Origin of the sequence: Salegentibacter tibetensis (assembly GCF_020164485.1) — a bacterium.
GTDB lineage: Bacteria > Bacteroidota > Bacteroidia > Flavobacteriales > Flavobacteriaceae > Salegentibacter > Salegentibacter tibetensis.
Map to the genome: position 1 here is coordinate 65,627 of NZ_JAIQZA010000010.1, position 26,170 is coordinate 91,796.

Consider the following 26,170-nt stretch of genomic DNA (forward strand, 5'->3'; position numbering starts at 1 on the left):
AAACCTTTTTCGTTTACTCTCTTTAAATAATATGATAACCGTCTGTTTAGTAAATACAACAAAATCCTGGGGAGGGGGAGAGAAATGGCATTTCGAAATGGCATTATTCTTAAAAGAAAAAGGATTTCAAGTTGTCATTATTACCAATCAAAATAGCGAGTTATACAAACGCGCAAGAAAATATAATGTCGAGGTAAAACAGCTTTCAATTAATAATTTGAGCTTTTTAAATCCTTTAAAATTTCGAGTTATTGCCAGGATCTTATCAGAGGTTTCACCAGATATGATCTTATTAAATTCTCCTATCGACATAAAAACAGTAGGCGTAACCGCTGCGACCAAGAATGTAAAACATATTATTTACAGAAGAGGAAGCGATATTGCTATTAAGAATTCATTTTTAAACCGCATATATTTTAAACACGTAATTACTGGAATTATTGCTAATTCTAAAGCAACCAAAAATTCTATTCTTAAAAAGAATCCAGAACTTTTTCCTGAAAATAAAATAAAAGTGATCTACAATGGTTTGGATGTTGATAAATTCGATGTTCACCTTCCAAAAGGCTCACCTGGTTTTGTTATAGGTAATCTAGGTCGACTTGTTTACCAAAAGAATCAAAGGGCATTAATTGATTTGGCGGCAATTCTAAAAGGAGAAATAAATAATTTTAAAATACGTATTGGTGGCGCGGGGCCTTTACTACAAACGCTAATAGAATATACTAAAGAGATGCAGGTTGAGCATTTAATCCAGTTCACAGGAGAAGTAAAAAATCCAATTTCTTTTTTAAATGATATCGATATATTTGTTCTTCCTTCTCACTGGGAAGGTTTTGGATATGTAATTGCAGAAGCTTCATTATTAGAAAAGCCGGTGATCGCTTATAATATTAGTAGTAATCCTGAACTTATAAGAAATAATGAAACAGGATACCTTATCAAAAAAGATGATCTCGAGGCGATGAAAGAAAAAATATTACAACTTTATCGCTCTTCAGAAATGCGACAAAAATTTGGTGTAAACGGAAGAAAATTTATTCTGAGTAGTTTTGATGCACGAAATAGCAGAGCTGAAACCTTAGAATATATTAGTAACTTGTTGCGTAATCCTAACTAAACCGGCGCAACTCCATTTCTTTGTAGCGACAAACCTGTAGTGACCACGAAGAATGCTGGTTATGAGGAACTCATTAAAGATGAGATACGGTGATATTTAGTCTATATCGGTGATTTCCATACATTAGCTGAACGTGTGATTTTTTACTGGCTAACCCAAAGAAAAAATGAAAATAGTAAAAGAAGTCCAGTCTTTCTCCAGGCAGTTTAGTATTTCAAGTGTAACATCAAAAAATTGTAGAAGTTTATAGGCACGTATTATGAAAAGACAAAAAATTCTGGTAACCGGAAAGGATATAGAAACCAGCTACAATAGAACTCTTGTAATTCTCAACGGATTTAAAAAGCTTGGATTTGAAATTATAGAATTTAATTTCAAAAAGTTTGACAAACATTCAGCAAAAAAAATCAGTGAATTAAGCGTAGAAGCCTATTTTACCTACATTCCCAGCTTTGGTCATAAATCGGTAAGCTTTGTCAAAAAACATTCGATTTGTGATGTGGTTTTTGATCCGCTTATAAGTAAGTACATGACCAACATTAAGGATTATAAAGTGTACAGTAAAATTAGCTATGAAGCCTTGCGCTCCTTATATCGGGATTTGCGGTCTTCAATGAAAGCAGATTTTTTAATTTTTGATACTCACGCCCATCGTGATTACTTTATTAAAAAATATAAGATCCCCAGAAAGAAAACAGGTATTGTCTATGTTGGTGCAAATACCAGGGATTTTGATAACGAGACCTTTCCTGATAAGCCTTCTAATACGAAATTTAAAATTGGTTTTATTGGAAATTTTATACCGCTTCAGGGAGTACTTAAAATTTTGGAAGCCGCAAAATTACTTAAAAATGAAAAAGATATAGAATTCATTTTGATTGGGAATGGTTATGAATATGACCAGGCGTTAGCATTACAAAAGAAATACGCTTTAGAGCAGGTTAAATTTGAAGGAAGGGTTGATTATACTAATTTAGATAGTTACATCAACAGTTTTGACTTGTGCCTCGGAATTTTTGGGAACACCCTAAAATCTAATTTAGTAATCCCAAACAAGATATTCAATTACGCATCCTGTGGACAGCCAGTTCTAACTATGGAAACCAAAGCCATAAAAGAGGCTTTTAAACACGAAGAAAATATTTTTCTCTGTAAAGCCGAAGCCGGGGAGATCGCCAAATCGATAGAAATACTAAAAAATAATCCTGACCTCCGACAGAAAATAGGAGAAAACGGATATAGTATGGTCTGCAAAGATTATAATGAAAACAAAATAGCAACAGCACTATTAACTCAATATCAGCGATTTAAGGAAAATTAAAATCTATTTCTGTGAAGTCTTTTCCAAATACTTATTCATTACCGCCAGGCCAATTAAATGTTCCCGTTCTTTATTAAAGAATTGAGATACGTATTCGTTGGCGTTTTTAATAATTTGATGTGCTTCCTCCGGATTTTCAATGAAATAATTAAGTCGTTCTTCCAAATCTGAATAATCTTCTTTAATCTCTATATAATGTTGGTTGGCAATAAGCTTTCCTTCCATAAACCAGGTTTCAAACTTTGGCTTCGGCATCACCGCGATAGAGTTTGAAGACATAATCCATTTTAGATTACTGGCTACATCATTACCTTCCAGGGCCAAAATAAATTTATACTTAAGATGATAGTATAATGTACTCTTCTCTACCGTCCATTCGGGAGGAGTGATATTGTTATTTGTGATATTTCCCAGATCGCACAAAGGATGATGGAAATACTTTTCCATAAACTCAATGCGATGCGGCTTATTATCTACCTTTCCGCGGAAAATTAATTTATTAGATTTTTCATTGAATTTCAAATTGTCCTTTAAGAAGATAAAATGCCTCATCTTTTCTAATTTCAACACAACTGAATTTTTATTGTCTCCAGCGATCGGCCTGCTTTTTACGATTGATGGAACATCAGGAATATGAATTACATCTCCCGGTACGTAATTCCATTTATAACTTCCTTTAAACCATGAAATAATTCTATAGGCATCAAGAAAATAAACCGATTTCACTTCCCCTCCTTTTTTTAGATCTGAAAATCGTTGCGAAGATTCTGGGAGTTCCTGGACGGCTTCCAGTTTATTATAGTAATTAACTCTTGAAATTATATATTCTGCATCAGGTCGGGAAGAAATGGAATTTAACTTGCTCGCTAACCTGCTTTGAAAAAGATATTTTGGAAGGATCACCTTCGAGTAATTTCTTATGTAGTAAGGCAGTTTTGCATTTTTCCCGGAAGCAAACAAAAATCTTAAATTCATATCAAACTAATTAATTCCTACCAACTTTTTAAGCTTCAATTTCATTTTCCTTTTCTTACCGCGATTTTCAAAAAAGGAACGGGTAAAAAACCACATTTTATTAAAAACCTCATTTTCAGTTTTCCCAAGGAGTTCTGCATATTCCTCGGCCATAATCTTTACCTTTTCTTTATCTGAAGTAAGACGCGCAAAATTCTTCATTCGCTCGGTAAAATTAAGCGACTTAAATACCATTCTATTGAGATCTACAAGGTAAAATCGATAATCGCCATTATTTAACTGAATTAAGGTATTTCCCGGACTATGGTCTAAAAATTCAATTTTCTTTTGGTGTAAATCATAGGTAAAACGGGTAAAGGCACGTAAAATATCTTCATGACCTGGCTTCGTAAGGTCTAAGTCTCTAAACGTAAGGTCGCAATCCAAATGTTCACTTATATAAAAACTTTTGGTGAGGGCACCTTTACTGGTTTCTTCAGCATAAGCAATAGGTTTTGGCGTGCCGATATCCTTATTAGTAAGTTTTTCTGCAAATTCAAAAGAGCGTTCTGCCTTAGATTTTCGCAAAAACACATAGACATACCTATTTATGTAATTTGGCTGTTTAAAAGATTTTATATTGAATTTCTTCCCATCTTTTTCAACCACTTTTATTCGATTTCTGCGCCCCTTATCATCACCGAATAGCGATTGACCTACCGCATTGAAATTCAGTAGAATCTCAGCAATACTTTTTTTCGACAGCTTATGGTATTTTGAAATATATAATTTCATCAAACTAATGGTTAAAGCTATTTTCTTAATAGCTTTTTCAGCTTATATTTTAGTAATTTTATTCGATAATCTTTACGGTGACTCCCTAAAAAGTAAAACCAGGGATTACCCCTTCTAATATCCCCTTCCAATAAGTCGTATCTATCAAAATTTTTCTTCCAAAGCACATAATTAAAACTTAACTGATCCCTTTTCGTGTAATTTTTAACAAAATACCACCATTCTTTCATCAAAAGTTTTAATTCCTGATCTTTATGTTTTCGCAATAGCACGCCTGAACTTATCAAACCGTTTCTCTTAGGATAGTTTTCCTTTCTAAGGAAATCTATCAGATTTTTCATAGCCTTAGGATCATCTTTAAAATACCCTTTTTCTTCTTCTAGTTTTAATAAAGCCCCATATTCTTCATAAATACAATCCCGGGCATCATCTGCTTTATTATGATCAAAATAGGCAAGAACCTTATCACCTTGTAATTTTTCCTGAATCAGTTTATCGGGATTTGTAAGCATCAAAAAATTCCCATCAATATAGATACTTGTATCGTACTCTTCTAAAATAGGGTGCCCTAAAATTTTATGGTAACGGGCATCCAGAATTGGATCTTTAAATTTAGATGCTACCTCAACCACTCTCCAGGGTTTGCAATTTACTGGTTTATCGGTAAAACACAAGTAATCTATATTAGGAAATTCAGGCTGAGGAATTAGCCCATCATAATTTCCAAAGATGGCGGTGTAAATTACTATTTTTGCACACATAAGAAGGAGACTAATCTAAAGCTTAGACTTATTACAATTCACAAATATAGTTATTGCGCAACCGAATAAAGAGAAAGACTTCATGAAAACCCTTCACATATCGGCAGTAAAGACCTGGGGCGGCGGTGAAAATCAAATTGAATTGCTGTGTGAAGAATTTAAAATGGATTTCCCCGAAGTTGAAAATATAATCCTATGCATAAAAGAAGGACAATTCCATAAAAAACTAGGAAGCACTAATTTAAATTACAAAACAGCCCCGCTTAGCTTTAATTTTGATCTTCGTTATAGTTTGAAAATTAGCAGAATTTGCAAAAAAGAGGAAATAGATCTTATTCATATTCACGACCCCAAAGCACTTTCCCTGGTGGTTATAGCTGATAAATTTTACGATTTGCCACCAATGGTTTTTAGCAAAAAAACCTCTTTTCCTATTAAAAACCGGAAGCTAACGCTTTATAAATACAACTATTCAAAATTGAAACGCATTTTTTGTGTTTCTGAAAAAACCAACGCAATTACTGCGGAAAGGATGAAAGATCACAGCCGGTTAAAGACCATCTATCACGGCATTAACCCTGAAAACCAAAAAAATAGCACTACAGAAATTGACCTTCGGAAGAAACTCGGGCTGGCTAAAGATGTCATTCTGGTAGGAAATATTGGAAATCATATTCCAGCGAAAGATTTGGCTACTTTTATTGAAACTGCAGAAAAAGTAATTCAAAAGCAGGAAAAAACAAAATTCCATTTTGTTCAAATCGGGCAATTTACTTCTGAAACCCCCAATTTGCTTAAACAACTAAAATCGAAGAAATTAAAAACACATATTAGTTTTTTAGGTTTTATAGAAAATGCATCCGCGATAATCCACCAATTAGATTTTTTACTGTTAACCTCAAATTCTGAAGGTGTTCCCAATGTGATTTTCGAAGCTTTCTATCACAAAACTCCGGTTATTGCAACAAATGTGGGCGGAATTCCCGAAATTGTGACCCATATGGAAAATGGACTCTTAGCCGATGCTTTTGACGCTGAAAAATTAGCAGAACACGTCCTATTTCTAGAGAAAAACAGGGAACTAATTCCTCTTTTTACTGAAAATGCACATAAAAAAATGGTAGATAATTTTACTACAAAAAAAATGGCCCAACAAACACTACAAGAATACAAAAACGTCCTTTATGGAAGATATTAAAACGGAAATGCAAAACGCTTTAGCCACCCTAAAACGCGGCGGACTTATACTCTACCCTACCGATACAGTTTGGGGAATTGGCTGTGACGCCACCAATGCTGAAGCGGTTGAGAAAGTTTACAAACTTAAAAAGCGTCATGAAAGTCAGGCGTTAATTTGCCTGGTTTCAGACTATAAAATGCTGAACCAGTTTATAGAAGATGTGCCGGAAGTGGCTTATGATATTCTAAAATTTGCCCGCAAACCCACTACTATTATTTATGACGATCCAATTCGAGTTGCAGAAAACCTTATCGCCGATGATAATTCTTTGGCAATAAGGGTTTCCAAAGATAAATTTAGTAACGATTTGGCTAAAAGATTTAGGAAACCAATTGTTTCTACTTCAGCCAACATCAGCGGTGAAAAAACACCCGAATCTTTTTCCGAAATAAGTCCCGAAATTTTAGAAGGTGTGGACTATGTGGTAAATTTGCAAAAAAATAAAAAATCGGCTAAACCTTCCGCCATTATTAAACTAAGCAATGATGGTAAGGTAAAAGTGATTAGGAAATAAGAATAACTAAAATCGTGTTGGCGGTTAAGTCAGAAACTTTTTACGTCATCCTGAACTTGTTTCAGGATCTTATTTGATAATTCTAAGATCTTAGAAGCTGAAACAAGTTCAGCTTGACGTAAAATCATATAGTTCCCTAAAAATCCATTTAGCGAGAACGCCCAAAATAAAAAGGCTTTGACGATTTTAAACTTTTAAAAGAAATTACAATAGTGAAGAATTATAAAGGAGCCTTAACCCACAATATATTCAGGATCATTACCCAGGCCTCAGAAGAGCTGAAACTCGAAAGTTATGTGATTGGCGGCTTTGTTCGCGACCATATTTTGCAGCGGGGAGAACCCAAAGACATCGATATTGTGGCCGTGGGCAGCGGTATAGAATTAGCTCGAAAAGTTGCTGAAATCCTTCCGCACAAACCCAAAGTTCAGGTTTTCAAAAATTACGGTACCGCAATGCTACGCGCTTACGATATGGAAATCGAGTTTGTTGGTGCCCGTAAAGAAAGCTACCAGAAAGACAGCAGAAAACCCATCGTAGAAGATGGCTCCCTGAAGGATGATCAGAACCGACGCGATTTTACAATTAATGCGCTGGCATTAAGTTTAAATGAAGATAACTTCGGAAATCTTTTGGACCCTTTTGACGGGATTGAAGATTTAAATTCGAAAATAATCAGAACTCCGTTAGATCCCGATATTACTTATTCTGATGATCCTCTGCGAATGCTTCGGGCGATTCGTTTTGCTACTCAGCTTAATTTTAAGATTGAAAAGGAATCATTAGATGCGATTTCAAGAAATAAAAAACGAATCAAAATTATTTCGAAAGAGAGAATTACAGACGAGCTACATAAAATCATGCTGGCCGAAAAACCTTCAAAAGGATTTTCCCTTTTGCATAAAACCGGTTTACTTCATATCATTATGCCGGAATTAACCGCTTTGGAGGGCATAGACGAAATTGAAGGCCAGAAGCACAAAGATAATTTTTGGCATACGCTGGAGGTAGTGGATAATATTTCTAAAAATACCGATGACCTCTGGCTGCGTTGGGCTGCTTTATTGCACGATATTGGAAAGGCACCGACTAAGAAATTCCATAAAAAAATTGGCTGGACCTTTCACGGACACGAGTTTGTGGGCGCAAAAATGGTTTTTAAACTCTTTAAACGCCTTCGACTACCGCTTAACGATAAAATGAAATATGTTCAGAAACTCGTATTAATGAGCTCCCGTCCTATTGCTATTGTAGATAACGATGTAACCGACTCTGCAGTACGCCGACTTATTTTTGACGCAGGTGAAGATATTGAAGATCTCATGACGCTTTGTGAAGCTGATATCACTACCAAAAACCCAAACCGTTTTAAAAAATATCACAACAATTTTAAAGTAGTTCGCACCAAAATGAAAGAGGTGGAAGAACGCGACCACGTTCGCCAGTTTCAACCTCCGGTAAGTGGTGAAGAAATTATGAAAACTTTCAATATCAGGCCTTCACGAGAGATAGGCATTATAAAAGAGACCATCAAAGAAGCAATTCTGGAAGGAGAAATACCCAATGAGCACGAAGCCGCCAGGGAGTTGATGTTGAAAAAAGGAAAAGAACTTGGGTTATCAGTAGGCAGTGAGCAGTCTCAGTAGGCAGTAAGTTCAGTAAGCAGTTTGCAGTAAAAAATAAAGCTTGAATAAAAATGTATAGAAAATCGGTTAAAATTTCACTGATACTGGTGTACCTGGTTATTGTTGCCGGTGCTGTGGTCAGGATGACGGGCTCCGGGATGGGTTGCCCCGATTGGCCAAAGTGTTTCGGTTATTATATTCCTCCTACCGAGGTTTCAGAATTGGAATTTCAGTCCAATCGCGAGTATGAAAAAGGTCAGGTTATCATCGTTGATGAAACCTTAAAAGTGGCCATTTCCGATTTTGTTTCCGCAGAAAATTATTCCGAAGAAAACTGGGAAACTTACACAAAACACGATTATGCCATTTTTAATCCGACGCATACCTGGGTTGAATATATCAACAGGCTTGCCGGAGCTTTAGCCGGATTTGCTGTGCTCATAATGGCGGTTCTATCCTTTAAAAAATGGAAAAAAAGAAAACGAATTACTATACTATCGTGGCTCAGCGTTTTCCTTATGGGCTTTCAGGCCTGGCTTGGTGCTACCGTAGTGTATTCAGTATTATCTCCAGTCAGGATTACAATTCATATGGTGATGGCCCTGGTAATTGTAGCTTTGCTACTTTACTTATTATTTATCGCAGAAGAAAAAATTAAGAATAAAGTTCCCAATAGAAACTTTAGAAATTTAATGGTTCTGGCGGTAGCTTTAACGCTTATTCAGGTGGTTTTAGGAACGCAGGTAAGGCAACTGGTAGATGAGCAGGTGAAGATGCTGGGGTACGATGCAAAAGAATTATGGCTGGCCAATCCTGATCTTAATTTTTATGTTCACCGCAGTTTTTCTATCCTTGTTTTCCTGGTAAACGCCGCACTCTGGTGGAAAAACCGAAAACTCCAGCTTCAGTTTGGAAAAATAAACTGGGTTATGTTATTCCTTTTATTAGAAATAGCTACCGGAATTGCGATGTATAATTTTGATTTCCCTTTTCTTTCCCAGCCACTTCACCTGGTGATCGCCTCGGTATTGTTCGGATTTCAGTTTTATTTATTATTGGAATGCTTTGCCGCGGGCAGAAAGTTGAAAACTTTGTAACTTTGCCCCTTAAAATTTAATATTATGGTTTACCGATTTAGAGTAATTCTTGATGCTGAGGAAGATGTGTTTAGGGATATAGAAATACTGCAGGAAGACACCCTGGAAGACCTTCATAACACCATTTTACAGTCCTTTGGATTTGATGGAACAGAGATGGCCTCTTTCTATTTAAGCGATGATGACTGGCAGCAAGGTGAAGAGTTTTCACAATTTGATATGGGTGGCGAAGTGCGATTAATGAACGAAACCAGCCTCGAGTCTATTTTAGATGAAGACAACAGAAAAATAATCTATATTTACGACTTCCTGAAAATGTGGACCTTCTTAATCGAACTCGCCCAGGTAGGCGAAATTGAAGCCGGAAGGGATTACCCTAACCTAATGTTTGTTCACGGTCAACTTCCCGATGAAGCTCCGGACAAAGATTTTGTTGGGGAAGATGATGAAGATGCAGGTGGTGGCGATATGTTTGATCAGGGTTTCAACACCAACGATTACGACGATCTTTCTTTTGATGAAAATTGGAATTGATTCCGTAGGAATCATCCCGAACTTGTTTCGGGATCTCAACTAACAGTGATTTTGAAAGCTCACGTCAAGCTGAACCTGCCCGTCCGTTCAGGCGGGCTTGTTTCAGCTTCTAACTTGATAGTAATTAGAATTCTTAGCTTTATAAATTAAAATTAGATTTTCGGAGTTTATCCCGATTTTTATCGGGACGGAAATGACAAAAATAGATTTCCGCCTTTACCGAAAATGAATTCGGCACAGGCTGCGGAAATGACTAAATAAAAATTCATGATCAACCTTTTTAATGCGCAAATTGAATCCCTTTCTATTCACAGGGTTGGGAACAAAAGTAGAAACGAGAACATTTTTCTCTCTGCGGCACCTTATCAGTTAAACGATGAGATCACACCTTTAATAAAGGAATATTTTCTGAAACCGTTTCGGGAAAAAGAAGAAAATTACTTCAATTTTTCTCACGATACCGATATTGAATTTAACGAATTATACAATCTGGCTAACGCAGTTTTTGATGATCCCGGAAACATTCACGAAGCCTCAAAAAAAATCACTACGCTGTTATTTGAGCAATCTTCACATCCGCATATCAAGAGCGGGGAAGTTTACGTGGTTTATTTTGAAAACCTGCAAATAGATAATGAAAAGGTTTCCGGAATCGGAATTTTTAAATCTGAGCTAAAACACGATTTCCTTCAGTTTGAGGAAAACGGAATTATTTTAGAAATGATCGTTCAGCAAGGGATTAACCTCAACAAGTTGGATAAGGGCGCGCTTATTTTTAATAAAAACCGCGAGGAAGGTTATAAAATCCTTTCAGTAGATTCTAACAAATACGATACTAAATATTGGCTGGAAAACTTTTTGGGTGTTGATGTGATGCGTGATGAGAATTACAACACCAAAAGTTATCTGAATTTCTGTAAAAACTTCGCCAAAGACGTGGTTTTACCTGCGGAAGATAAAAAAGAAGAGGTGATGTTTATGAATCGAAGTATGGATTACTTCGCCAAAAACGATGATTTTGAGGAAAGTAATTTTTTGAATTCAGTAATTGATAATCCTGAATTATTACCCGAATTTCAGCATTATAAAACCGAAAAAGCGCCAAAATACAAAATTGAAGATCTTACCAATTTTCCTATCGCCAATAAAGCTGTAACCGATGCGCGTAAGAAAATTAAGAGCGTTATTAACCTGGATACGCACATTCAGATTAAAATGGATTTCGTAAACGCAGAATCAGCCGATAAGTTTGTGGAAAAAGGCTGGGATGAAGAAAAACAAATGTATTATTACCTGGTTTACTTTAATAAAGAGGAAAAGAGTTAAATAGAATATTCAAAAAATAGTAGCCAGGAATACACTAATAATATTTGTGAATGCGTGCTATTAATGATTTGTACAAACAGGAGGTTGTGTGAAAAGTTCTTAAAATCGTCATCCTGAACCTACCCCTCCGTTCAGGCGGTTTATTTCAGAGCTTGCTCCGATTTTTTTCGGAGATCTAAGACGTCGGTAATCAGAACAGGTTAGAAGCTGAAACAAGTTCAGCTTGACGAAACTACACTTTTTAGACAACCTCTTTATTCTTTTAAGAACTCTCCAGCAAACGTTTCATATTTACATCTTCATAATTACGGCGCACAAAATCCAACGCAGTTCTTAAAATCTGGCCCATTGTACTCGCCCGCTTAAATTTTATATCCTTAGTATATTTATAAAGATCGCTTCTCAAGGTTTTTACATTGGCCTGGGTAGAAACGTGATCGTTTATCATACAACGCAACAATTCCTTATAACGCGGACGGGTATTGATAATCCTCTTGGCAAGCAGGGAACGCTCTTCTTTTCTGTACTGCTCAATGGAAGATTCCTGTAATTTATCCTGAACCAACTGTACCATCTTAAGATTCTCCTTGAAGAACTGCGGACGGTAAACTTTTAAACTTCCTTCAAAACACTGCTGATCAAAATCAATCGCCCTGATTTGATATTCCACGTGGTCAAAATCGTGAGTGGGAATTACCACGTAATTGTAAGAACGCATATCCCCTAAAAGTCTTACTGTGCAGCGCTCATTAAATTTTACGAACTGTTTGGCGATTTGGGTTTGCGCCCGGTTATCACAGCTTGGCAAATGATCTTCGATAAAAACATCACCCGGAATTCCCGCGATATGTTCTTCAATTAAAGTATCTTTATAAACAAGGAAATTAATTCGATGAGGGGAAAGCAAATGTTCTAACTCAAGACCATAAATTCGAGACGCATCAGCTTTCTTTACGTAGAAATAAGTAAAACTATCATTCAGGATATTTCGCACTTTTATACGGAAAGGTTTTGAATTTCCAAAGGTGCAATAATCAATAGCATCTACATTTAAAAATTCCAGCGAGTCGTCACTACCATCTGAATGCATTATGGTGTAAACCTGTTTCAGGCTGTTATCAATTTCTTCTCTTTCAAAATCCGGATAATAACAGCGTACCCAAAAAGTATCTTCTTCGTGCTGATCGTACACCACCACCGAACCGGAAAAGCGCAACAAATCGTCATAGAAAACCGGAATTTTGGTGTTCCGATTATGTTTGGCCAGATATCTGTTTAACCTTTCATTTACTGCAAATGAAGGTTTTTTCTTTGACATCAGCTTTTCTTCCATATTATGTTTGCTTTTCATCAAAAATAAGCTTTCTAGAGCGGAATCTGTAACAATTTCCTAACTTCGTCGTCATACTTTAAACTTTTCTTCAATTTTGGAAACAATTCTAAGTCTTAAAGACCTTACTAAAAAATATGGTGCGCTAACCGCGGTAGACAACCTGTCTTTTGCCATTAAAAAAGGCAACGTATATGGTATTTTAGGCCCTAACGGAAGTGGAAAATCTACCACGCTCGGGATGGTGCTAAATGTCGTTAACAAAACCTCTGGTGAATTTGCCTGGTTTAGCGGAAATATGGATACTCACGAAGCTTTAAAGAAAGTGGGGGCCATTATAGAACATCCTAATTTTTACCCCTATATGACCGCTGCTCAGAACCTGGCTTTGGTCTGTAAAATTAAAGATGTCCCGAAAGATAAAATTGACGAAAAACTCGAAATTGTAGGTTTACTGGACAGAAAAGATAGTAAATTCAGGACTTTTTCTTTGGGAATGAAACAGCGCCTGGCCATTGCCTCTGCCCTGCTTAACGATCCTAAAATTTTAATCCTGGATGAACCAACAAACGGATTGGATCCGCAGGGAATTCATCAAATCCGGGAGATCATCAGGAAGATCGCTGCCGGAGGTACTACTATTTTACTCGCTTCGCATTTATTGGATGAAGTAGAGAAGGTTTGTTCTCACGTGGTTATCATCAGAAACGGAAAGAAACTTTACAGTGGGCCTGTAGATGCTATTAATGCCAGTCACGGTTTCTTTGAACTGCAGGCAAAAAATATGCAGTTACTGCAAGAATTACTTATTGCGCATCCGGGAATAGATAAAGTTTCAGAAAAAGAAAGTATTGTTACCGCTATTCTTAAAGAGCCAATGGACGCTGAAACCATTAACGAATATTTGTTTGAAAAAGGACTTTCCCTTTCCTACCTGGTAAAACGTAAAGAAAGCCTGGAAGAGCAATTTCTTCAATTAACCAATCAAACTCCAACTGCATAATGCTACGACTTTTAGAGATAGAATATCTTAAATTACGCTATAGCCGTTCGGCAAAAATACTGGTTCTAACATATTTTATTTTAATAACTTTTATCGCTTTAATCGCTTCTATTGAATTCAATTTAGGCGAAATTAATTTCCGGGTAGCCGACCAGGGGATTTTTAATTTCCCGTATATCTGGCATTTCAATTCCTATATCGCTGCTTTGCTAAAACTTTTCCTGGCCATCGTGATTGTTTCGATGATGTCTAACGAATACAGCAACAGGACCTTAAAACAAAACCTCATCGACGGTTTGAGTAAAAAGGAGTTTATCGCTTCAAAATTCTTAACCGTTACAGTATTTTCTTTGATTTCGACACTTTTTCTGTTTATCGTTTCGATGATTTTAGGGCTTTCTTTTTCAGATTTTAATGAAGCGGCCATCATCTTTTCAGATATGGAATATATGATCGCCTATTTCGTGAAACTTACCGGCTTTTTTGCCTTTTGTATGTTCCTGGGAATCCTTATTAAACGCTCGGCTTTTGCACTTGGTTTTCTATTCATCTGGTGGATTTTAGAAAGTATTGTTTACGGAGTATTAAAGTGGAAGGTATTCAGGGATTCAGAAATCGCTGATAATATTGCAAGATTTTTTCCGCTGGAATCTATGAGCAATCTTATTAAAGAACCTTTCTCAAGGTTATCTGCCGTGCAAACCGCCGCCACCCAATTAGGTTCTGAATTTGAAAAAGATTATGGAATTCATTGGGATCAATTATTAATTGTTATCCTATGGACTGCCATCTTTGTTTTTCTTTCTTATAGCTTACTTAAAAAACGAGATTTGTAATCTCAAAAGGTGACATTTTAGCAATTTCGTTTTTCGTTTCTAAAGCTTTAGGACTAAAAACGTTAAGGAAAAGTTTATCGGTTTGAATAGGCAGGATTATTGATTAGTTTCGTGAGAACAAGTCAGGAACACGAATGAAATTTAAGATAGAATCAGATTACAAACCCACCGGAGACCAGCCTAAAGCGATAGAACAACTGGTAACCGGAATTAACAATAACGACCAGTATCAAACCCTGCTTGGGGTAACGGGATCTGGTAAAACTTTTTCGGTAGCCAATGTAATTCAGGAGGTGCAAAAACCCACCCTGGTTTTGGCGCACAATAAAACCCTCGCGGCCCAGCTTTATTCAGAATTCAAACTATTCTTTCCGAATAATGCCGTGGAATATTTTGTGAGTTACTACGATTACTATCAGCCCGAAGCTTTTATTCCCACCTCGGGAACTTATATTGAAAAAGACCTTTCTATTAATGAGGAAATTGAAAAATTACGACTCAGCACCACTTCTTCCCTTTTAAGCGGAAGAAGGGATGTGATTGTGGTGGCTTCGGTTTCCTGTTTATATGGTATTGGTAACCCGGTAGAATTCCGTAAAAATGTGGTTTCGATTGAAAGGGATATGCAACTTTCCCGCACCAAGTTTTTACACCAGCTTGTTCAAAGTCTTTATTCCCGTACCGAAGCCGAATTTTCCCATGGAAATTTCAGAATAAAAGGAGATACGGTAGATGTGTTCCCGAGTTATGCCGATAATGCTTTCAGAATTCATTTTTTCGGAGATGAAATTGAAGAAATTGAAGCTTTTGATCCCGGCACTAATGATATTATTGAAAAATACGAACGCCTGAATATTTATCCAGCCAATATGTTCGTGACTTCTCCTGATGTGATGCAAAATGCCATTCACCATATTCAGGATGACCTTGTAAAACAAGTAGATTATTTCAGGGATATCGGCAAACATCTGGAGGCAAAACGCCTGGATGAAAGAACAAATTTTGACCTGGAAATGATTCGGGAACTGGGCTATTGTTCCGGTATTGAAAACTATTCAAGATATCTTGACGGTAGGCAATCCGGTACGCGGCCTTTCTGCCTTTTAGACTATTTCCCGGATGATTTTTTAATGGTAGTAGACGAGAGTCACGTAACCATTCCGCAGGTGCACGCGATGTATGGTGGGGATAGGTCCAGGAAAGAAACTTTGGTGGAATACGGATTCAGACTGCCAGCCGCGATGGATAACCGACCACTTAAGTTTGAAGAATTTGAAGCCTTACAAAATCAGGTAATTTATGTGAGTGCTACTCCTGCAGATTACGAATTACAGAAATCTGAAGGTGTTTATGTTGAGCAGGTAATTAGACCAACCGGACTTTTAGATCCCGTAATAGAAGTAAGGCCCAGCTTAAACCAAATTGATGATCTTATTGAAGAAATCCACACCAGAAATGAAAAAGATCAAAGAACTTTGGTAACTACCCTTACCAAAAGAATGGCCGAGGAACTCACCAAATATCTAACCCGTATTGATATTAGGTGCCGATATATCCACTCCGATGTTGACACGCTGGAGCGGGTAGAAATTATGCAGGATTTGCGTCGTGGTTTATTTGATGTTCTCATTGGAGTAAACTTACTAAGAGAAGGTCTTGATCTTCCGGAAGTTTCTCTGGTAGCTGTAATTGATGCGGACAAGGAAGGATTTCTTAGAAGTAATCGTTCCCTTACTCAAACCATTGGTCGTGCTGCACGGCACGTAGAAGGCAAGGCGATTTTATATGCCGATAAGATTACCGACAGTATGCAAAAGACCATCGATCAAACTGAATACCGAAGGTCCAAGCAGATTGCATACAACACAGAAAATAATATTCGTCCCACTCCATTAGTTAAGAAACTTGAGAACAGCACACTGATTAAGGAAAAGCTGGATGTTTATGACGCCGAAAAACCATTGACTACCAAAGCTGCCGAAGCTGAAGTGGCTTATATGAGTAAACCCAACTTAGAAAAAAGAATTCGGGAGAAAAGAAAAGCCATGGAAAAAGCAGCTAAAGATCTGGACTTTATGGCTGCGGCTAAACATAGGGATGAAATAAAAATGCTTCAGAATAAAGTAAAAGAAGCACAAGACTAGGGAAATCCCTCAATATTTAAAGATTTAAAAGAAAAAGTTTTTCAAAAAGTATATTTAAAAATCCAAAGCACCCACTAACTAAAAAACACCTAATCACTAACCGGTATTTTTTAGTAGGATGAAAAAATTTGTACTTTATTACTTTTTGATTTTTGCCTTTCCGGCATTCTCGCAAGTGGGAATTGGCACCACCGAACCCGGAGCTCAATTGGATATCGTTGCAACCGATAAAGACAATCCGACCAGTATAGACGGAATTCTAATTCCAAGAATAAAAAAATTTCCTTCCCAAAACCCCGGAAATGAGCAACACGGAATGCTTATTTTTTTAACTGAGGATTTCAATAATTCGCCTCCAGGCTTTTATTACTGGCATCAAAATGAAGCTAAATGGAAATCTATAGTTTCAGATGCTACAGCGGCTAATTTCTATAAGCCACATACTACTGAGAGCCCTGGTAATATTAACGATGATATATTCAGAAAAGGAAATATCGGTATTGGAACTGAAGAGATTGTCAGTAAACTCCAAATCGCCATAAATCCCGATGATGCTCAGGACATTAAAAAAGGCCTGGAAATAGATAATAATAATCCCGCTGAAACCAGAAACACATACGGGATTGAGATCAGGAATCGTAGTAAAACAAACGCCATTAAGTATGGCATAAAATTAAATGTTTCTGGTGAGGGCGAAGGCGAGCGCTATGGTATTTACAACGTTACCAATAAGACAACCGGTAGCAGCAGTATTTTCGGAATTTATAATAAAGTAGGAAGAACAGAGGGAGCAAATAGTCATAATTACGGTATTCTAAGTGAAATTGGAACTTCTACCGGTAGAGGAAATATCTACGCAATTTACGCCCGTGCCGAAGGTAATAGCAGTGCAAATGTTTTTGCCGGCTATTTTGCAGGCCGTGTGGGAATAGGAAAAACGCCGGTTGAAGAATATGTTTTGCCTGATGTCCGCGGTGTAGAAAACCAGATTTTAGTTTCAGACAATGCCGGGAAAGTCAACTGGAAACACAACCACACCCGAAATTATATAAGCACAGGAACCCAGGGAGGAAGCTATAGTATCGGTGAAGAGGTTTATTATTTAAGAGTAACAAATAGTCCAGCCTCAATTACAATCCCTGTCGCATCTACCAATAAAGGCAGAGAACTTGTCTTAATTGGCTGGCAGGGAAGCGGCAGCACAACTTTGAACTTTCAAAATGGTGATACTCTATTCGACCTTCAGAATAATACAAACATCACCAGTATTGCTGCAAAAGAAATCCTTACTATAATTAGTATTGGAACTCGGTGGCTACTGATTCGAAGATGATTTCATTAGGAATGAGAAAAGGATTCAATATCAAAAAAGCACCGCTTTCGCAGTGCTCTTCAGAGTAATCTTATATTAAAGCTAAATATTCCTATGAATTCTCTTGAAGTGACTTCTCTAATTTTCTGAACCTTTTCTCTATTATAGTTGCTATAGGGGCCTATCGAAAATTAATCGTAAAATTTGAAGTGAAGTTACCGTAAAATTTTAGGCTGTTTGAGCTAAACGCATTTATACTTCTAATTATATTAAAGATGCGAGTTCCTAAAATTTAGGTGTCAAACGATAAATTAGATTAATTTTCGTAAGCCTAGATTTTTTTGGTTCGTTTTTTCATCAATGGAAAAAATGAACACGATGATTCATTTGAAAAGAGTTCCTATAGAATTAATCTTCCGCCTTCTCACCTTCCCATTCCATAAATCCGCCTTCAAGGTTGTAGGTGTTAGCAAAACCCATTTGGTCTAAAATGGTACAGGCCTGTGCACTGCGTTTTCCGGAACGGCAATAGATATAATAATTTTTATCCTTGTCCAGTTTTTCAACTTCATTTACAAATTCCTGTCCTTTATAGATGTCAATGTTTTTAGCGGTTGGGATGTACCCATCCTCTACCTCTTCTTCAGTTCTTACATCTAAAATCACTGCATTATCATCTTTTTCCAGCTGTGATTGCCATTCTTCCTGACTAAGTTCTTTCATAAATCTATTTTTTATGAATCCTCTTAAAAAAGGGGATCTATTATTATTCCTATCAAATTTCAGCGTAAAGATATTGAAAGTTTTAAAAAACAGAGGGTTCATTCGGCGTGGATTCCTGTTTCAAAGTTTTAACATTTCATTTTGATTAAAATACTAAAACTAACCTATATTTGTATATACAAATGTTGTTTAGACAAATGAAAATCGAAGACCAATTAAAAACAAATAATTTACCACCGGCCAGAAAGCTAAGTCTTAGCATTTTGGTTACTGCTAATCTTATAGATGAGAATGTAGCGGCGGCACTTAAACCTTTCGATATTTCTATTCAGCAATTTAATGTCCTCCGTATTCTAAGAGGGCAAAAAGGGAAACCGGCAAACCTTAGCACCATCCAGGAAAGAATGGTGACAAAGATGAGTAATACCACCAGACTTGTAGATAAACTTATCGCTAAAGAACTTACTGAACGTATTGTTTGCGAAGCCAACCGCCGAAAAGTAGAAATAAGTATTACTGAGAAAGGTCTGGAACTTTTAAAGGAAATTGATCCTAAAGTAGATGAAGTAGAAGAAAAAATGATCGAGGAACTCAGTCAGGAAGAAATAGAATTGATCACTAATTGCTTAAATAAAATAAGAAAATAACTATGGAAAATTATATAGAGAATTTAAACTGGCGTTACGCTACTAAGAAATTCAATTCAGATAAACCCTTAAGTCAGGAAGACGTAGAGAATTTACAGAAAAGCATTCAGCTTTCAGCATCTTCTTACGGGCTTCAACCTTATGAGGTATTTATAATTTCTGATAAGGAAACCAAAGAAAAACTAAAGGCAGCAGCCTGGAACCAGTCTCAACTTACAGATGCTTCCCACGTATTCGTTTTTGCCGGACTCAAAAAACTCAATGAGGCTTACATAGATTCTTACCTGGAGAATATCAGTAAAATTCGTGAAGTTCAGGTTCAGGATTTAGGCGGATTAAAAGATATGCTGACATCTAATATTTTAGGAAAGACCGAAGATCAGCAATCAGTATGGGCGCAAAAACAAGCTTATATCGCGCTTGGAAATTTACTTTCTGCAGCTGCACATTTAAAAATCGACACCTGCCCTATGGAAGGTTTTGATACACAAAAGTTTGATGAGATCCTGGGAATTTCAGGAACAAACTTAACCACTGCCGTGATTGCTACTGCCGGATATAGAAGTAACAAAGACCAGTTGCAACACGCCAAAAAAGTTAGAAAACAAGAAGAAGAATTATTCCATTTAATATAAACTAAAGTCAAATTAATTTAAATCAAAAATTGCTATGAAAAAGAATCTTTTAAAAACTGTATTTGCATCTGTATTTCTTGTATCATTTTTATCATTCACCACAATGAATGCACAGGATAAAAAAATTGATGTAAAACAAAGTAACATAACCTGGGAGGGTGAAAAAGTAACCGGGTCTCATGATGGAACTATCGACTTAAAAAACGGGCATTTCACTATGGAAAATGGTGAGCTTACTGGAGGTGAATTTGTTATAGACATGACTTCTATTACAGTTACCGATCTTACAGGCGAAGACAAAGGAAAATTAGAAGGCCACTTGAAATCTGATGATTTCTTTGGTGTAAATAATCACCCAACTTCAAAATTGGTAATTACAAGTGTAGCCAAAAAGAGTAATGGAACATACGGAGTTGTAGCCGATCTTACCATAAAAGAAAACACTCATCCGGTGACTTTCGATTTAAATTGGGAAGAAAATTCAGCTTCTACCGAATTAACTATAGACCGGTTTAAATACGATGTTCGTTATGGTTCAGGAAGTTTCTTTGATAACCTTGGAGACAAAACCATCTACGATAATTTTGAACTGGACGTAGAGTTAAAATTCTAATTACTACGGGAAAGAAATTGCTATTGAAAAAGAAAAATTGAAAAAATTATGGAAAAACAAGTAAACGCACAGGCAAGCAACATTGCCTGGAAAGGAAAAAAGGTATTGGGTTCTCATTCAGGAACTATCGATCTAAAAGACGGAAAATTCCAGTTTGAAAACGAAGAAATAGTTGGTGGCGAATTTGTAATGGATATGACCTCGATTACCGTAACCGATCTTAAGGGTGACGATAAAGCCGGATTGGAAGGTCATTTAAATTCAGACGATTTCTTTGGTGTGGACAATCACCCAACTTCAAAATTAGTAATCACCAGTGTGGCCAAAAAAGACGATGGCACTTATGGTGTGGTTGGCGATCTTACTATTAAAGAAAACACACATCCGGTAACTTTCGATTTAGACTGGAGTAACAATACCGCTACTACCAAAATGAGTATAGATCGTTCTAAATACAACGTAAAATACAATTCCGGTAGTTTTTTTAGCGGACTTGGAGACCAAACTATTTACGATAATTTTGATTTGAATATTGAGTTGAAATTTTAATTAGTTGAATTGCACAATTCCGGCCGGAAAAGTTAAAATTGCTTTTCCGGCTTTCTTTTTAGGAATTTCACTTGTTTATTTAAATATGCTTTCTATCTTTGAAGCAATGAAAGCCCATAGTGGGCATTTAATGAAATATGAAAATCAATACAACAAATACCTGGTGGTGGAACAATTTACGTCAAACGTCGTGAAGTAACATCGCTATAGTATAAATTCATACAAAAGGCTTGTCTCACGACAGGCCTTTTTTGTTTAGGCATATAGTCATTTCCGCGAAGGCGGAAATCTAAAAAGCAATAAACTAAAAAAATAGACTCCCGCCTTCGCGGGAGTGACTAAAAATTAAGATGAATAACGACTACCAATATCATGTTTACATAATTACAAATCGTAAAAATGGAACATTATATATTGGAATGACTGGAAATTTAAAGCAAAGATTATATCAACACAAAAATCGAAGCCTAAAGAGTTTTAGCAGCAGATACCGACTTAATAAACTAGTATACTATGAAAAATTTGAATATCCGTCATTGGCGATTAAAAGGGAAAAACAACTAAAAAAATGGAATCGTCTTTGGAAAATAAACCTAATAAACGATTTTAATCCCGATTGGGAAGATTTGACTATAAGATTTAAATAATAGAAAATAGACTTCCGCCTTCGCGGAAGTGACAAAAAACAATTTATGTACCAACTAACCACTACCCATAAAAAACTCCTGGCAGATACCATTACACCGGTGAGTGTTTATCTTAAGGTCCGGGACAAATACCCCAATAGCCTACTCCTGGAAAGTAGCGATTACCACGCCAACGATAACAGTTTCTCGTATATCTGCTGCAACCCTATTGCTTCTATTAAAATTCAAAATGAAGTTATCACTGAAGTTTTTCCTGACGGAAGCAAAAACACTATTCAAATTACTCCCGAAGTAAACGTACCGCTTAAAATCCAGGAATTTTCAAAACAATTTAAGGCTGAAGATTCCGATTTTAAATTCATCAATAATGGGCTTTTTGGTTATATCGCTTACGATGGAGTTCGGTATTTTGAAGATCTGGAGATCAAAAAACGAAATGGTGATCTTAAGATTCCGGATATTTATTATGCGGTGTACCAAAATATAATCGCAATTAATCATTTCAATAACGAAGCTTATATTTTTGATCATAGTTACGATAGCGATTCAAAAATCCCTGAAATCGAACAGCTTATTAAGGTTAAAAATTTCGCGACATATAATTTTGAACGTCAGCAGGAACCAGTTTCAAACCTAACTGATGAAGAGTTTAAAGCCAATGTAAGACTTGGAAAAAAACACTGTTATCGCGGTGATGTTTTTCAAATTGTGCTTTCCCGCAGGTTTTCGCAAAAATTTAAAGGAGACGAATTTAATGTTTACAGAGCTTTGCGAAGTGTAAATCCTTCCCCCTACCTTTTCTATTTTGACTACGGAAACTTTAAAATCTTCGGAAGTTCTCCCGAAGCGCAACTCGTGGTTCAGGACGGTCAGGCAGAAATTCATCCCATCGCCGGAACTTTTAAACGTACCGGAAACGATGAGGAAGATGCCGAACTGGCCAAAAAACTCGCTGCAGATGAAAAAGAAAATGCCGAACACGTAATGCTGGTAGATCTTGCCCGCAACGATCTTAGTCGGCACGGGAATAATGTAAAAGTGGAGAAATACCGGGAAATTCAGTTTTTCTCACACGTAATCCATTTGGTAAGTAAGGTCACCGGCACCAAAGATCCAAAAACGCCTACAATGCAGGTGGTAGCCGATACCTTCCCGGCAGGAACCTTGAGCGGTGCACCAAAACACAGCGCGATGAAACTCATAGAAAAATATGAAAATGTAAATCGTGATGCCTACGGTGGTGCTATTGGATTTATGGATTTCCACGGAAACTTTAACCACGCGATCATTATTCGCTCGTTTGTAAGTAAAGACCATCAGTTGCACTACCAAGCCGGCGCGGGAGTGGTTTCAGAATCTGTAGAAGAAAACGAATTACAGGAAGTTTACAATAAACTCGGAGCATTAACCAAAGCATTGGATATTGCTGAGGATATTTAAAAGAATTAAAACTATTCGTCATCCTGAATTCATTTCAGAGCTTGCTCCGATTTTTTTTGGAGATCCAACAGGTTGATAATTAATAATATTAGAATCTGAAACAAGTTCAGATTGACGTGAGTCTTAGTGATTAAAAAATTAAAATAGAATTTCATACCAGGTAGAATGAAAAAAATATTAGTTATAGATAATTACGATTCTTTTGTGTACAACCTTGTGCATTATTTAGAAGAATTGGATTGTGAAGTTACGGTTGTAAGAAACGACCAACTGGAACTGGAAGATGTAGAAAAATACGATAAGATCCTGCTTTCTCCAGGACCGGGAATCCCTGAAGAAGCCGGTTTGCTAAAACCCATTATAGAAAAGTATGCCTCAACAAAAAGTATTCTGGGTGTTTGTCTTGGGCAACAAGCCATAGGAGAAGTTTTCGGCGGAAAATTAGGCAATTTAGAATCCGTTTATCACGGCATTGCCACCACGATGGACCTCTGCGTAGATGACGAACCACTTTTTAAGGGCTTACCAAAAACGATGAATGTTGGCCGTTACCATTCCTGGGTAGTTTTAAAAGAACTCCCCGACTCCCTGGAAGCAACCTCTTATGATGAAAACGGACAAATTATGTCGCTTCGTCATCGTGAATTTGATGTGCGTGGCGTTCAGTTTCACCCGGAATCGGTGTTAACTCCCGATGGGAAGAAAATGATTCAAAATTGGGTAGAGTCCTAGTCATTTCCACAGCTCGTGCTGAATTTATTTCAGTACAGGCGGAAATCTCTAAAAAGCAATGTTAGAACTAAAATAGGCTCCCACCTACGTGGGAGTGACCGGAGAGTAATTAAAAACAGATTCCCGTCTTCACGGGGATGACAAAATAAGTTATGAAAGAACTACTAAACAGACTCATTAACCACGAAACCATATCTAAAGATGAGGCGAAACAGGCGCTTTTCAGCATTTCCAACGGAGAATATAATGAAAGTCAGATAGCCGCATTTCTAACGGTTTATATGATGCGTAGCATTACCATAGAAGAACTGGAGGGTTTTCGGGATGCACTGCTGGAACTTTGTGTGGCAATAGATTTAAGCGATTATAATCCCATAGATCTCTGCGGAACCGGGGGCGATGGAAAAGATACTTTTAATATTTCAACAACCTCCTCTTTTGTAACCGCCGGCGCCGGAGTTAATGTGGCTAAACACGGAAACTACGGGGTTTCGTCGGTAAGCGGAAGTTCTAATGTGATGGAAAGCCTTGGGATTAAATTTAGTAACGATGCCGGATTTCTGGAAAAATGTATCGCTAAATCGGGAATTTGCGTTTTGCACGCTCCCCTATTCCACCCGGCGATGAAAAACGTGGCGCCTATCAGGAAATCTTTGGCGGTAAAAACTTTTTTCAATATGCTTGGGCCAATGGTAAATCCTGCGTTTCCTAAGAATCAACTGGTGGGAGTTTTTAACCTGGAACTGGCCAGAATGTATGGCTATTTATATCAAAACACCGATAAGAATTTCACTATTTTGCACGCCCTTGATGGTTATGATGAAATTTCCCTCACCGGAAATACCAAAACCATTTCCAACAATTCTGAAGGCATGTTAAGTCCGGAAGATTTCGGAGTTGAAACCTTAAAACAGGAAGACATTGCCGGGGGCGGTTCTATAGAAAGTTCAGCAGAAATTTTTGTGAATATTTTAAAAGGAAAAGGCACCGAGGCACAAAATAACGTGGTTTGCGCCAACGCTGGAATGGCTATCGCTACCGCAAAGCAAATAAGTGCCAAAGAAGGTTTTGAAACTGCCCGGGAATCTATAAATTCGGGGAAAGCTTTAAAAGCGCTGGAGAAATTGCAGGATTTAAGTAAGTAAAATATTCGTCATTGCGAAGGCGGCACGACTGAAGCAATCTTTTGAACAGAATACCGAATTTCAACAACAGATTGCCACAGGCTTCACCCTCGCAATGACGTTAAGGAAAAACAGAGAACTCATAACTGAGAACTGACAGCAGAAAAATATGAATATTTTAGACAAAATAATAGCCGATAAACACAAAGAACTGCTCCTAAAAAAACTGGTAGTTCCCATTTCACAATTGGAGCAATCGGCGCTTTTTGAACGGCAAACAGTTTCTTTAGCCGAAGAGCTAAGAAACAGCAAAACCGGGATCATTGCCGAACATAAAAGGCGATCGCCTTCTAAATCGGTTATCAATCAGGATTTAAATGTGGAAGATGTTGCCAAAGGCTATGAGGAAGCAGGTATTTCGGGAATGTCGGTACTCACCGATGGCAAATATTTTGGCGGCTCTTTAGACGATCTGCTTTATGCCCGTGCTGCGGTTAAAATGCCATTGTTGCGCAAAGAGTTTATTATTGATGAATACCAACTCCTGGAAGCCAAAGCCCACGGTGCCGATGTTATTTTACTTATTGCCGCAGTTTTGGAAAGGGAGCAAATAAAAAAGCTTTCAGAATTTGCTAAAAGCATAGGACTGGAGGTATTGCTGGAAGTTCACAATGAAGAAGAATTACAAAAATCCATTATGCCGAGTCTTGATATGCTGGGCGTAAATAACCGGAATCTGAAGACTTTTGAAGTCAGCACCGATATCAGCAAGGAACTTTCAGAACAGATCCCTGAAGATTTTGTAAAAGTTTCCGAAAGCGGAATCAGCTCGGTTGAAGCGATCAAAGATTTGCTAGAATATGGTTATAAAGGCTTTTTAATCGGTGAGAATTTTATGAAAACAAACAATCCCGGCAAAGCAGCAGCAGCGTTTGTAAAAGAATTGAATACATATAGGTAGCTGAACTATCTCAGAAGTCTTGTTTACGTCAAGCTGAACTTGTTTCAGCTTCTAATAAGTTTGGATTATCAATAACTTAGATCTCCGAAAAAAATCGGAGCAAGCTCTGAAACAAGTTCAGGATGACGAAAATATAACCGGCACCTGCTCTCCTCCTTTTAAGGAGAAGTACCCGAAGGGGGAGGTG

Annotated in this window: 27 protein-coding genes; 22 read left to right on the forward strand and 5 right to left on the reverse strand. The window is 37.1% G+C overall.

Going from position 1 to position 26,170, the window contains the following annotated elements:
* The first annotated feature begins 31 nt into the window (after positions 1–31).
* Both LB467_RS07140 and LB467_RS07145 read left to right on the forward strand, forming a co-directional pair.
* Positions 32–1,120 carry a glycosyltransferase gene (locus tag LB467_RS07140; RefSeq protein ID WP_224473346.1) on the forward strand — a complete coding sequence of 363 codons (1,089 nt, stop codon included), beginning with the start codon at positions 32–34 and terminating at the stop codon, positions 1,118–1,120.
* 259 nt (positions 1,121–1,379) lie between these two features.
* Positions 1,380–2,441, forward strand: coding sequence for a glycosyltransferase (locus LB467_RS07145; RefSeq protein ID WP_224473347.1), 1,062 nt, complete (start codon positions 1,380–1,382; stop codon positions 2,439–2,441).
* 3 nt (positions 2,442–2,444) lie between these two features.
* On the opposite strand, the gene LB467_RS07150 is transcribed toward LB467_RS07145, so the two are convergent.
* From LB467_RS07150 to LB467_RS07160, 3 genes are read right to left on the reverse strand one after another with little or no spacing between them, the layout of a single operon-like run.
* A complete protein-coding gene (locus LB467_RS07150; RefSeq protein WP_224473348.1) occupies positions 2,445–3,416 on the reverse strand; it encodes a glycosyltransferase family 90 protein in 972 nt (323 codons plus the stop codon).
* A 6-nt stretch (positions 3,417–3,422) separates the two neighbouring features.
* The gene (locus LB467_RS07155) at positions 3,423–4,190 is read right to left on the reverse strand and encodes a lipopolysaccharide kinase InaA family protein (protein WP_224473349.1); all 768 of its coding nucleotides are present in this window, start codon (positions 4,188–4,190) and stop codon (positions 3,423–3,425) included.
* Positions 4,191–4,207: 17 nt separating this feature from the next.
* The gene (locus LB467_RS07160; RefSeq protein ID WP_224473350.1) at positions 4,208–4,951 is read right to left on the reverse strand and encodes a glycosyltransferase domain-containing protein; all 744 of its coding nucleotides are present in this window, start codon (positions 4,949–4,951) and stop codon (positions 4,208–4,210) included.
* An 82-nt stretch (positions 4,952–5,033) separates the two neighbouring features.
* Here LB467_RS07160 and LB467_RS07165 point away from each other — a divergent pair, with 82 nt between their 5' ends.
* The 6 genes from LB467_RS07165 to LB467_RS07190 all read left to right on the forward strand — a co-directional run bounded on the left by LB467_RS07165 (position 5,034) and on the right by LB467_RS07190 (position 11,287).
* Positions 5,034–6,149: a glycosyltransferase family 4 protein gene (locus LB467_RS07165; protein ID WP_224473351.1), complete on the forward strand. Its 1,116-nt coding sequence runs from the start codon at positions 5,034–5,036 to the stop codon at positions 6,147–6,149.
* A complete protein-coding gene (locus LB467_RS07170) occupies positions 6,136–6,705 on the forward strand; it encodes an L-threonylcarbamoyladenylate synthase (protein WP_224473352.1) in 570 nt (189 codons plus the stop codon). The genes LB467_RS07165 and LB467_RS07170 overlap by 14 nt, the downstream gene beginning before the upstream one ends.
* Positions 6,706–6,917: 212 nt before the next feature.
* Positions 6,918–8,351 (forward strand): CCA tRNA nucleotidyltransferase, encoded by a 1,434-nt coding sequence (locus LB467_RS07175; RefSeq protein ID WP_224473353.1) that lies wholly within the window; start codon positions 6,918–6,920, stop codon positions 8,349–8,351.
* A 50-nt stretch (positions 8,352–8,401) separates the two neighbouring features.
* The gene (locus LB467_RS07180; RefSeq protein ID WP_224473354.1) at positions 8,402–9,427 is read left to right on the forward strand and encodes a COX15/CtaA family protein; all 1,026 of its coding nucleotides are present in this window, start codon (positions 8,402–8,404) and stop codon (positions 9,425–9,427) included.
* 24 nt (positions 9,428–9,451) lie between these two features.
* A complete protein-coding gene (locus tag LB467_RS07185) occupies positions 9,452–9,961 on the forward strand; it encodes a plasmid pRiA4b ORF-3 family protein (protein WP_224473355.1) in 510 nt (169 codons plus the stop codon).
* A 267-nt stretch (positions 9,962–10,228) separates the two neighbouring features.
* The gene (locus LB467_RS07190; RefSeq protein WP_224473356.1) at positions 10,229–11,287 is read left to right on the forward strand and encodes a nucleoid-associated protein; all 1,059 of its coding nucleotides are present in this window, start codon (positions 10,229–10,231) and stop codon (positions 11,285–11,287) included.
* Between the two features lie 262 nt (positions 11,288–11,549).
* On the opposite strand, the gene LB467_RS07195 is transcribed toward LB467_RS07190, so the two are convergent.
* Positions 11,550–12,620 carry a hypothetical protein gene (locus LB467_RS07195; RefSeq protein WP_224473400.1) on the reverse strand — a complete coding sequence of 357 codons (1,071 nt, stop codon included), beginning with the start codon at positions 12,618–12,620 and terminating at the stop codon, positions 11,550–11,552.
* A 94-nt stretch (positions 12,621–12,714) separates the two neighbouring features.
* On the opposite strand from LB467_RS07195, the gene LB467_RS07200 reads away from it, so the two are divergent.
* From LB467_RS07200 to LB467_RS07215, 4 genes are all read left to right on the forward strand, one after another.
* A complete protein-coding gene (locus LB467_RS07200) occupies positions 12,715–13,620 on the forward strand; it encodes an ABC transporter ATP-binding protein (RefSeq protein ID WP_224473357.1) in 906 nt (301 codons plus the stop codon).
* Positions 13,620–14,456 (forward strand): ABC transporter permease, encoded by an 837-nt coding sequence (locus LB467_RS07205; protein ID WP_224473358.1) that lies wholly within the window; start codon positions 13,620–13,622, stop codon positions 14,454–14,456. The genes LB467_RS07200 and LB467_RS07205 overlap by 1 nt, the downstream gene beginning before the upstream one ends.
* Positions 14,457–14,590: 134 nt before the next feature.
* Positions 14,591–16,600 carry an excinuclease ABC subunit UvrB gene (gene uvrB, locus LB467_RS07210; RefSeq protein WP_224473359.1) on the forward strand — a complete coding sequence of 670 codons (2,010 nt, stop codon included), beginning with the start codon at positions 14,591–14,593 and terminating at the stop codon, positions 16,598–16,600.
* Between the two features lie 118 nt (positions 16,601–16,718).
* Entirely contained in the window at positions 16,719–17,933 is a 1,215-nt protein-coding gene (locus tag LB467_RS07215; RefSeq protein ID WP_224473360.1) for a hypothetical protein, read from the forward strand.
* Positions 17,934–18,320: 387 nt separating this feature from the next.
* On the opposite strand, the gene LB467_RS07220 is transcribed toward LB467_RS07215, so the two are convergent.
* The gene (locus tag LB467_RS07220) at positions 18,321–18,635 is read right to left on the reverse strand and encodes a rhodanese-like domain-containing protein (RefSeq protein ID WP_224473361.1); all 315 of its coding nucleotides are present in this window, start codon (positions 18,633–18,635) and stop codon (positions 18,321–18,323) included.
* Positions 18,636–18,832: 197 nt separating this feature from the next.
* Between LB467_RS07220 and LB467_RS07225 the strand changes: the two genes are divergently transcribed.
* The 10 genes from LB467_RS07225 (at position 18,833) to trpC (ending at position 25,983) form a co-directional block, all read left to right on the forward strand.
* A complete protein-coding gene (locus tag LB467_RS07225) occupies positions 18,833–19,282 on the forward strand; it encodes a MarR family winged helix-turn-helix transcriptional regulator (RefSeq protein WP_224473362.1) in 450 nt (149 codons plus the stop codon).
* A 2-nt stretch (positions 19,283–19,284) separates the two neighbouring features.
* Positions 19,285–19,917, forward strand: a complete 633-nt coding sequence (locus LB467_RS07230; protein WP_224473363.1) for an NAD(P)H-dependent oxidoreductase — start codon at positions 19,285–19,287, stop codon at positions 19,915–19,917.
* 34 nt (positions 19,918–19,951) lie between these two features.
* Positions 19,952–20,530: a YceI family protein gene (locus LB467_RS07235; protein ID WP_224473364.1), complete on the forward strand. Its 579-nt coding sequence runs from the start codon at positions 19,952–19,954 to the stop codon at positions 20,528–20,530.
* Between the two features lie 48 nt (positions 20,531–20,578).
* Positions 20,579–21,079 carry a YceI family protein gene (locus tag LB467_RS07240; RefSeq protein WP_237690411.1) on the forward strand — a complete coding sequence of 167 codons (501 nt, stop codon included), beginning with the start codon at positions 20,579–20,581 and terminating at the stop codon, positions 21,077–21,079.
* A 4-nt stretch (positions 21,080–21,083) separates the two neighbouring features.
* A complete protein-coding gene (locus tag LB467_RS07245) occupies positions 21,084–21,278 on the forward strand; it encodes a hypothetical protein (RefSeq protein ID WP_224473365.1) in 195 nt (64 codons plus the stop codon).
* Positions 21,279–21,429: 151 nt separating this feature from the next.
* A complete protein-coding gene (locus LB467_RS07250; RefSeq protein ID WP_224473366.1) occupies positions 21,430–21,726 on the forward strand; it encodes a GIY-YIG nuclease family protein in 297 nt (98 codons plus the stop codon).
* Positions 21,727–21,771: 45 nt separating this feature from the next.
* Positions 21,772–23,166 (forward strand): anthranilate synthase component I family protein, encoded by a 1,395-nt coding sequence (locus LB467_RS07255; protein WP_224473367.1) that lies wholly within the window; start codon positions 21,772–21,774, stop codon positions 23,164–23,166.
* Positions 23,167–23,331: 165 nt separating this feature from the next.
* A complete protein-coding gene (locus LB467_RS07260) occupies positions 23,332–23,898 on the forward strand; it encodes an anthranilate synthase component II (RefSeq protein ID WP_224473368.1) in 567 nt (188 codons plus the stop codon).
* A gap of 152 nt (positions 23,899–24,050) precedes the next feature.
* A complete protein-coding gene (trpD, locus tag LB467_RS07265; protein WP_224473369.1) occupies positions 24,051–25,043 on the forward strand; it encodes an anthranilate phosphoribosyltransferase in 993 nt (330 codons plus the stop codon).
* 148 nt (positions 25,044–25,191) lie between these two features.
* Entirely contained in the window at positions 25,192–25,983 is a 792-nt protein-coding gene (gene trpC / locus LB467_RS07270) for an indole-3-glycerol phosphate synthase TrpC (RefSeq protein WP_224473370.1), read from the forward strand.
* Positions 25,984–26,170 lie beyond the last annotated feature (187 nt).

What these genes read in the sequence shown, in the direction of transcription:
- LB467_RS07230 (WP_224473363.1), top strand. Translation starts at nt 19,285, where the DNA reads ATGGAAAATTATATAGAGAATTTAAACTGGCGTTACGCTACTAAGAAA.
- LB467_RS07220 (WP_224473361.1), bottom strand. Translation starts at nt 18,635, where the DNA reads ATGAAAGAACTTAGTCAGGAAGAATGGCAATCACAGCTGGAAAAAGAT.
- LB467_RS07160 (WP_224473350.1), bottom strand. Translation starts at nt 4,951, where the DNA reads ATGTGTGCAAAAATAGTAATTTACACCGCCATCTTTGGAAATTATGAT.
- LB467_RS07260 (WP_224473368.1), top strand. Translation starts at nt 23,332, where the DNA reads ATGAAAAAAATATTAGTTATAGATAATTACGATTCTTTTGTGTACAAC.
- LB467_RS07190 (WP_224473356.1), top strand. Translation starts at nt 10,229, where the DNA reads ATGATCAACCTTTTTAATGCGCAAATTGAATCCCTTTCTATTCACAGG.
- LB467_RS07215 (WP_224473360.1), top strand. Translation starts at nt 16,719, where the DNA reads ATGAAAAAATTTGTACTTTATTACTTTTTGATTTTTGCCTTTCCGGCA.
- LB467_RS07155 (WP_224473349.1), bottom strand. Translation starts at nt 4,190, where the DNA reads ATGAAATTATATATTTCAAAATACCATAAGCTGTCGAAAAAAAGTATT.
- LB467_RS07150 (WP_224473348.1), bottom strand. Translation starts at nt 3,416, where the DNA reads ATGAATTTAAGATTTTTGTTTGCTTCCGGGAAAAATGCAAAACTGCCT.
- LB467_RS07195 (WP_224473400.1), bottom strand. Translation starts at nt 12,620, where the DNA reads ATGGAAGAAAAGCTGATGTCAAAGAAAAAACCTTCATTTGCAGTAAAT.
- trpD (WP_224473369.1), top strand. Translation starts at nt 24,051, where the DNA reads ATGAAAGAACTACTAAACAGACTCATTAACCACGAAACCATATCTAAA.
- LB467_RS07145 (WP_224473347.1), top strand. Translation starts at nt 1,380, where the DNA reads ATGAAAAGACAAAAAATTCTGGTAACCGGAAAGGATATAGAAACCAGC.
- LB467_RS07180 (WP_224473354.1), top strand. Translation starts at nt 8,402, where the DNA reads ATGTATAGAAAATCGGTTAAAATTTCACTGATACTGGTGTACCTGGTT.
- LB467_RS07205 (WP_224473358.1), top strand. Translation starts at nt 13,620, where the DNA reads ATGCTACGACTTTTAGAGATAGAATATCTTAAATTACGCTATAGCCGT.
- LB467_RS07250 (WP_224473366.1), top strand. Translation starts at nt 21,430, where the DNA reads ATGAATAACGACTACCAATATCATGTTTACATAATTACAAATCGTAAA.
- trpC (WP_224473370.1), top strand. Translation starts at nt 25,192, where the DNA reads ATGAATATTTTAGACAAAATAATAGCCGATAAACACAAAGAACTGCTC.
- LB467_RS07185 (WP_224473355.1), top strand. Translation starts at nt 9,452, where the DNA reads ATGGTTTACCGATTTAGAGTAATTCTTGATGCTGAGGAAGATGTGTTT.
- LB467_RS07140 (WP_224473346.1), top strand. Translation starts at nt 32, where the DNA reads ATGATAACCGTCTGTTTAGTAAATACAACAAAATCCTGGGGAGGGGGA.
- LB467_RS07235 (WP_224473364.1), top strand. Translation starts at nt 19,952, where the DNA reads ATGAAAAAGAATCTTTTAAAAACTGTATTTGCATCTGTATTTCTTGTA.
- LB467_RS07165 (WP_224473351.1), top strand. Translation starts at nt 5,034, where the DNA reads ATGAAAACCCTTCACATATCGGCAGTAAAGACCTGGGGCGGCGGTGAA.
- LB467_RS07170 (WP_224473352.1), top strand. Translation starts at nt 6,136, where the DNA reads ATGGAAGATATTAAAACGGAAATGCAAAACGCTTTAGCCACCCTAAAA.
- uvrB (WP_224473359.1), top strand. Translation starts at nt 14,591, where the DNA reads ATGAAATTTAAGATAGAATCAGATTACAAACCCACCGGAGACCAGCCT.
- LB467_RS07225 (WP_224473362.1), top strand. Translation starts at nt 18,833, where the DNA reads ATGAAAATCGAAGACCAATTAAAAACAAATAATTTACCACCGGCCAGA.
- LB467_RS07240 (WP_237690411.1), top strand. Translation starts at nt 20,579, where the DNA reads ATGGAAAAACAAGTAAACGCACAGGCAAGCAACATTGCCTGGAAAGGA.
- LB467_RS07255 (WP_224473367.1), top strand. Translation starts at nt 21,772, where the DNA reads ATGTACCAACTAACCACTACCCATAAAAAACTCCTGGCAGATACCATT.